The following is a 6,198-nucleotide window of genomic DNA, read 5'->3' on the forward strand; positions in this document are numbered from 1 at the left end:
GGTTGGAGACGCGGTAGAAGCAGAACGACGACATCAGCAGGTGCACGTCCATGGCCTGCACCCCGGCCCGGAAGGCACCCGCCTCGACGCCACGCCGGAGGATGTCGTCGAGGCTGGCGAGGATGGTGACGTTGAGCGAGCCGATGGCATCGGACTCACGGATGTACTGCCCGTGCTGGATGTTCTCGATGCTGACGATGCGCACGAAGTCGACGTTGCGGTCGTGGTGGTCGAAGGTGAACTCGACCAGGCGGCGGATCGCCTCGCGCGGTTCCAGTTCCGCCAGGTGCAACTGCGCCTCGGTGTGGCGGATGTCGCCGTAGAGCTTCTCCAGCACCCGCAGGTAGAGCTGCTCCTTGCTCTCGAAGTAGTAGTAGATCATCCGCTTGGAGGTCTGGGTGCGCTCGGCGATGGCATCGACCCGGGCACCGGAGAGGCCCTGCTGGACGAATTCGACGATGGCCGCCTGGAGGATGTTCTCGCGGGTCTTCTCCGGGTTGTTCTTGCGGCTCTTGCGGGGTGTCTCGACAGGCTCGTCGGGCAGGTCAGCGGTGATGGTCATACGGGACTCAGGCCAATGCATACCGGCCGGATTATGGGCCGGTCGCCCCTGCGAAGGAAGCGCCGGCCCGCCCATCGGCTAGAGCTTCGCCTGGCGTGCGGCGCCGCTGCGCGCCTTGGCCATCGCCGCCAGGCGCACCGCGACGTTGGCCGCACCGTAGCCGACATAGCCGCCCTTGCGCTGCAGCAGCTCGAAGAAGAAGCGCCCCTCGAACGGCTCGGTGTAGACGTGGAACAGCTCGCCGCCCTGGGCGTCGCGGTCGTAGAGCACGTTGTAGTAGGCCAGCTCGCTGAGGAACTCGTCGTCGAAGTCGAAGCGCGCGGCCAGGTCGTCGTAGTAGTTGAGCGGTATGTCCAGCAGCGGCACGCCGGCGTCCTTGGCCCGGGCGATCTCGGCGAACAGGTCGTCGCAGGCGAAGGCGATGTGGTGCACGCCCGAGCCCCGGTAGCTGGACAGCGCGTGGGAGATGGCGGTGTTGCGGTTCTCCGAGATGTTCAGCGGCAGGCGCACGCTGCCGCAGCGGCTGCGCAGCGCACGGCTCTTCACCAGGCCGTAGGGGTCAGGCAGCACCACCTCGTCGTCGGCCTCGAAATCCAGCAGGCCCTTGTAGAACAGCACCCAGCTGTCGAGCCCATCGGCCGGCAGCGCCATGGCCATGTGGTCGATGCGGGTGAGGCTGCCGCGGGCCTGCGCGGTGGCGTCGAGGCGGAAGTCGCTGTCGTAGATGGTCTGCCCTGGCGCTGAGGGCTCCACCAGGTAGATCAGGCTGCCGTCCGGGGCACGCACGGCGGGGATCTCCCGCTCGTTGGGGCCGACCAGGCCGCGATAGGGCTGGCCACGGTAGGCCCGCGCCCGCTCCAGGGCCGAGGCGCTGTCCGCCACGCGCAGGGCGGTGGCGCAGAGCGACGGGCCATGGGCCTCGAAGAAGCCGTGGGCGAAGGAATAGGGTTCGGCGTTGAGGACGATGTTGATATCGCCCTGGCGCAGCAGGCTGACGTCCTTGGAGCGGTGCTGGCCGGCGCGGGCGAAGCCCAGGCGCTCCAGCCAGGTGGCCAGCCGCGCGCCCTGCTCGCCGTCCACGGCGAATTCGAGGAACTCCACGCCGTCGTAGCGGCCGGCCGGCGGCGGCGCGAACAGCGCATCGAGGTCGGCCGGCGGTGTCGGGTCCTGGCGCAACAGGTCGCGGGTCTTCTCTTCCAGGTACAGCAGCGAGCGCAGGCCATCGGCGGCGTTGGCCCGAGGCGGCGCGGCACGGAAGCCGTCGTTGAAGATCTCCAGGGACAGCGGGCCGCGGTAGCCGCTGCGCAGGATGGGCGCGAGGAAGCCCGGCAGGTCGAACTCGCCCTGCCCCGGAAAGCAGCGGAAGTGGCGGCTCCACTCCAGCACGTCCATGGCCAGGATCGGCGCATCGGCCATCTGCACGAAGAAGATCTTCTCGCCGGGGATGTCGGCGATGGCGCGCGGATCGCCCTTGAGCGACAGGGTATGGAAGCTGTCGAGGATCACCCCGACGGCCGGGTGGTCGGCCTGGCGCACCAGGTTCCAGACCTGCTGCCAGGTGTTGACGTGGCGGCCCCAGGCCAGGGCCTCGTAGCCGATGCGCAGGCCACGTGCACCGGCGCGCTCGCCGAGCAGGCGCAGGTCGTCCACCAGGGTGCGCTCATCGCCCAGGGAATCGGCGGCGACGTTGCTGCACACCAGCACCAGGTCGGTGCCCAGTTCCTGCATCAGGTCGAACTTGCGCTCGGCGCGGTCGAGGTTCCTCTGCAGCCGGTCGCGGCGGCAACCCTCGAAATCGCGGAACGGCTGGAACAAGGTGATGGCCAGCCCCAGGTCGGCGCACAGCTGGCGCACTTCACGAGGGCTGCCGGCGTAGTAGAGAAGATCGTTCTCGAAGATCTCCACGCCGTCGAAACCGGCGGCGGCGATGGCTTCGAGCTTTTCCGGCAGGGTTCCGCTCAACGAGACGGTGGCAATCGAACGCTGCATGCTTGAGCTCCTGGCAAGGGCGCCGGTTCTGCGACCGGCGGCATGGATGGCCGACACGCCTCCCGATGCGAGGCCGGGATTTTGCGTGGAGGCCGTAGCGCAATCGATTATTCGTAGCTAAAGTCCGCCCAGCAATTGAAATGTACGAACTGGTTAGTTTTGTGTTCGATTACCGAACAGAAGGCCGGTTATCGAATTGACGGTATTTCGCTCGCTGCGCAACCATCTTCACCACATTGCAACCCGCCGCCGGTGCAGCCTGCTGAAAACGCCACGGCAAAACGCAATCGAAACCCAGCGTCACCACATAACAATTTCAAGAATCGGGTAAATCCTCATGCTCACTCCAAGCCGCCTCACCGCACTCCTCCCCCCGCCAGCCCCGCCGCGACTCGAACCCCGGGCGCGAACAGCCTAGCCATCCCCGGCAGCACTCCCTGAACCAGACCGGTCAACCCGGCGCGTGCCCCCGAGGGCACCGCCAGTCCGGCCAAGCCTGCGTGCACCTCATTCGACCCGGCACACTACCGGTCGAGCCCGCTTGCCCGGCGTACAGACAAGAACAACGGAGACAACGATGGCTACTCCCTCAAGCTCCCAAGCCAAGAAAGCAACTGCCAGCGGGTGGATAGGCTCCGCCCTCGAGTACTACGACTTCTTCATCTACGCCCAGGCGGTGGCACTGATCTTCCCGCAGATCTTCTTCCCCTCCACCGACCCGAAGATCGCCATCGTCGCCTCGCTGGCCACCTATGGCGTCGGCTACCTGGCGCGCCCCATCGGTGCCTTCGTGCTCGGCCACTGGGGCGATACCCGTGGCCGCAAGAACGTGCTGCTGCTGTGCATGTTCCTCATGGGCATCTCGACCATGGCCGTGGGCCTGCTGCCGACCTACCGCGACATCGGCATCCTCGCGCCGGTGCTGCTGGTGATCCTGCGCCTGATCCAGGGCTTCGCCGTGGCCGGGGAGATCTCCGGGGCCAGCTCGATGATCATGGAACACGCCCCCTTCGGCCGGCGCGGCTACTACGCCAGCTTCACCCTGCAGGGCGTGCAGGCGGGCCAGGTCATGGCCGCCGCGGTGTTCCTGCCGCTGGCCTATCATGCCCAGCGACGCCTTCAACGAATGGGGCTGGCGGATTCCCTTCCTGCTCAGCGCCCTGGTGCTGGTGGCCGGCTACATCATCCGCCGTGAAGTCCACGAGACCCCGGCCTTCGTCAACGAGGAGTCGCAGCAGAAGGTCGCCAGGTCGCCGGTCACCGAAGCCTTCCGCCACAGCTGGAAGAACATGATCCTGGTCACCTTCATGGCGCTGATGAACGTGGTCCCCGTGGTCGCCACCATCTTCGGCGCGGCCTATGCGGTGCAGCCGGCCTACGGCATCGGCTTCGACAAGAGCGTCTACCTGTGGATCCCGGTGGTGGGCAACATCGTCGCCGTGCTGGTCATCCCCTTCGTCGGCAACCTCTCCGACCGCATCGGCCGCCGCCCGACCATGATCGCCGGTGCATTGGGCTCGGGCCTGCTCGCCTTCGCCTACCTCTACGCCATCAGCATCCACAACGTGCCCCTGGCCTTCGGCATGTCGATCCTCATGTGGGGCATGGTCTACCAGGGCTACAACGCGGTGTTCCCGAGCTTCTACCCGGAGCTGTTCCAGACCCGCTACCGCGTCTCCGCCATGGCCATCTCGCAGAACATCGGCACCATGCTCACCGCCATGCTGCCGGCGCTGTTCGCCGCCGTCGCGCCGCCCGGCTCGGACAACGTGCCGGTGATCGTCGGCAGCCTGGCCTTCGCCATCACCTGCCTCTGCGCCCTCGCCGCCTACCTGGCACCCGAGACCTACCGCCTGCAGATGGAGGACCTCGGCAAGCCGAACGCCAAGCCGATGGACAAGACCCAGTACGACAGCAGCCGCCAGGACAGCCTGCGCGTCGCCAGCCACTGATCCGCCGGGGCTCTCGCGAGCCCCCATCACTCGACCGCACCCGCCCTTTCGCGCCCCTCGGCGCGGAACGGGCACCCCATGCCTGAAAACAACAAGCAAAGAGGCACGCACACCATGCAACAGCTTCACACCCACCGCCTTTCCCGCGCCCGCCTGCCGCTCGCCGTCGCCCTGGCCATCGCTGCCGGTGCCGCATCCGCCGCCGAAGCCGGCTTCGTCGAGGACGCCACGGCCACCCTGACGGCGCGCAACTTCTACATGAATCGCAACTTCGTCGGCTCCAGCACCCAGGACCAGGCGGAGGAATGGACCCAGAGCTTCATCCTCGACGCCCGTTCCGGCTTCACCCAGGGCACGGTGGGCCTGGGCGTCGACGTGCTCGGCCTGTATGCCCTCAAGCTCGACGGCGGCAAGGGCACCCGGGGCACCCAGCTGCTGCCGGTGCACGACGACGGGCGCCCCGCCGACGACTTCGGCCGCCTCGGCGTGGCCGGCAAGATGCGCCTGTCGAAGACCGAGCTGAAGGTCGGCGAATGGATGCCGGTGCTGCCGATCCTGCGTTCCGACGATGGCCGCTCCCTGCCGCAGACCTTCGAAGGCGCGCAGCTGACCTCCAGGGAACTCGACGGCCTGACCCTCTACGCCGGCCGCTTCCATGGCAACAGCCCGCGCAACGACGCCAGCATGGAAGACATGTCGCTCAACGGCCGCGCGGCCTTCACCTCGGACCGCTTCGATTTCGCCGGCGGCGAATACACCTTCAACGAAGGCCGCACCCTGGTCGGCGCCTGGCATGCGCAACTGGAGGACATCTACCGGCAGAACTACCTGCAACTGACCCACAGCCAGCCCATCGGCGACTGGACCCTGGGCGCCAATATCGGCTGGTTCGACGGCAAGGAAGACGGCAGCGCCCTGGCCGGCGACCTGGACAACCGCACCTGGTCGGGCCTGTTCTCGGCGAAGATCGGCGGCAACACCTTCTACCTCGGCCTGCAGAAGGTCAGCGGCGACGACGCCTGGATGCGCGTCAACGGCACCAGTGGCGGCACCCTGGCCAACGACAGCTACAACTCCAGCTACGAGAACGCCAGGGAGAAGTCCTGGCAACTGCGCCACGACTACAACTTCGTCGCCCTCGGCATCCCCGGCCTGACCCTGATGAACCGCTACATCCACGGCTCCAACGTGCACACGGGCAGCGTCACCGACGGCAAGGAATGGGGCCGCGAAAGCGAGCTCGCCTACGTGGTGCAGTCCGGCACCTTCAAGAGCCTGGCGGTGAAATGGCGCAACTCCAGCCAGCGCCGCGACTGGGGCAACACCAACAGCTTCGACGAGAACCGCCTGATCGTCAGCTACCCCTTCTCGCTGCTCTGAATCCCCGCTTCATCCTCGTAGCTGCAACCCCTCGCCCGTCCTTGTGACGGGCTTTTTTCACAGGAGCGAGTTCATTCGCGATGAGGTATCCGGTCGCTCGGCGCCAGGTGCCGGCGGAAGGTCTTTCGCGGCTGAAGCCGCTCCCACAGGGGGCAGCGCCACCGTGCCCGATCAAAAACACCACCGGTGCGTAGATACCGTCTTGATTCCTAGTGAGCAAGGGCCAGTTTTGCGTCAAATGGCTGGCCCGATTTCAAGACGCCATAGGCGATGTTCAGCAACTTGCGCATCGCTGCGCAGACGATCTGCTTGCCA

General features: G+C 66.7%; 3 protein-coding genes and 2 pseudogenes. 2 read left to right on the forward strand and 3 right to left on the reverse strand.

Annotation, left to right across the window (positions count from 1 at the left end; all coding sequences use genetic code 11):
* A partial coding sequence (locus tag DMX10_RS31640) for a TetR family transcriptional regulator (protein ID WP_111264806.1) occupies window positions 1-562 on the reverse strand: 562 nt, incomplete at its 3' end.
* Window positions 563-640: 78 nt separating this feature from the next.
* Window positions 641-2,551: a 3-dehydroshikimate dehydratase QuiC gene (gene quiC, locus DMX10_RS31645; RefSeq protein WP_111264807.1), complete on the reverse strand. Its 1,911-nt coding sequence runs from the start codon at window positions 2,549-2,551 to the stop codon at window positions 641-643.
* A gap of 577 nt (window positions 2,552-3,128) precedes the next feature.
* Between quiC and DMX10_RS31650 the strand changes: the two are divergent.
* Window positions 3,129-4,503: pseudogene (locus DMX10_RS31650) on the forward strand (MFS transporter).
* 114 nt (window positions 4,504-4,617) lie between these two features.
* On the forward strand, window positions 4,618-5,883 hold the full coding sequence (locus DMX10_RS31655; protein WP_111264808.1) for an OprD family porin: 1,266 nt from the start codon (window positions 4,618-4,620) through the stop codon (window positions 5,881-5,883).
* A 209-nt stretch (window positions 5,884-6,092) separates the two neighbouring features.
* Here DMX10_RS31655 and DMX10_RS31660 read toward each other — a convergent pair.
* Window positions 6,093-6,198: pseudogene (locus DMX10_RS31660) on the reverse strand (IS110 family transposase); the annotation flags it as partial.

It is taken from the genome of Pseudomonas sp. 57B-090624, assembly GCF_003234055.1.
Lineage (GTDB): Bacteria > Pseudomonadota > Gammaproteobacteria > Pseudomonadales > Pseudomonadaceae > Metapseudomonas > Metapseudomonas tohonis.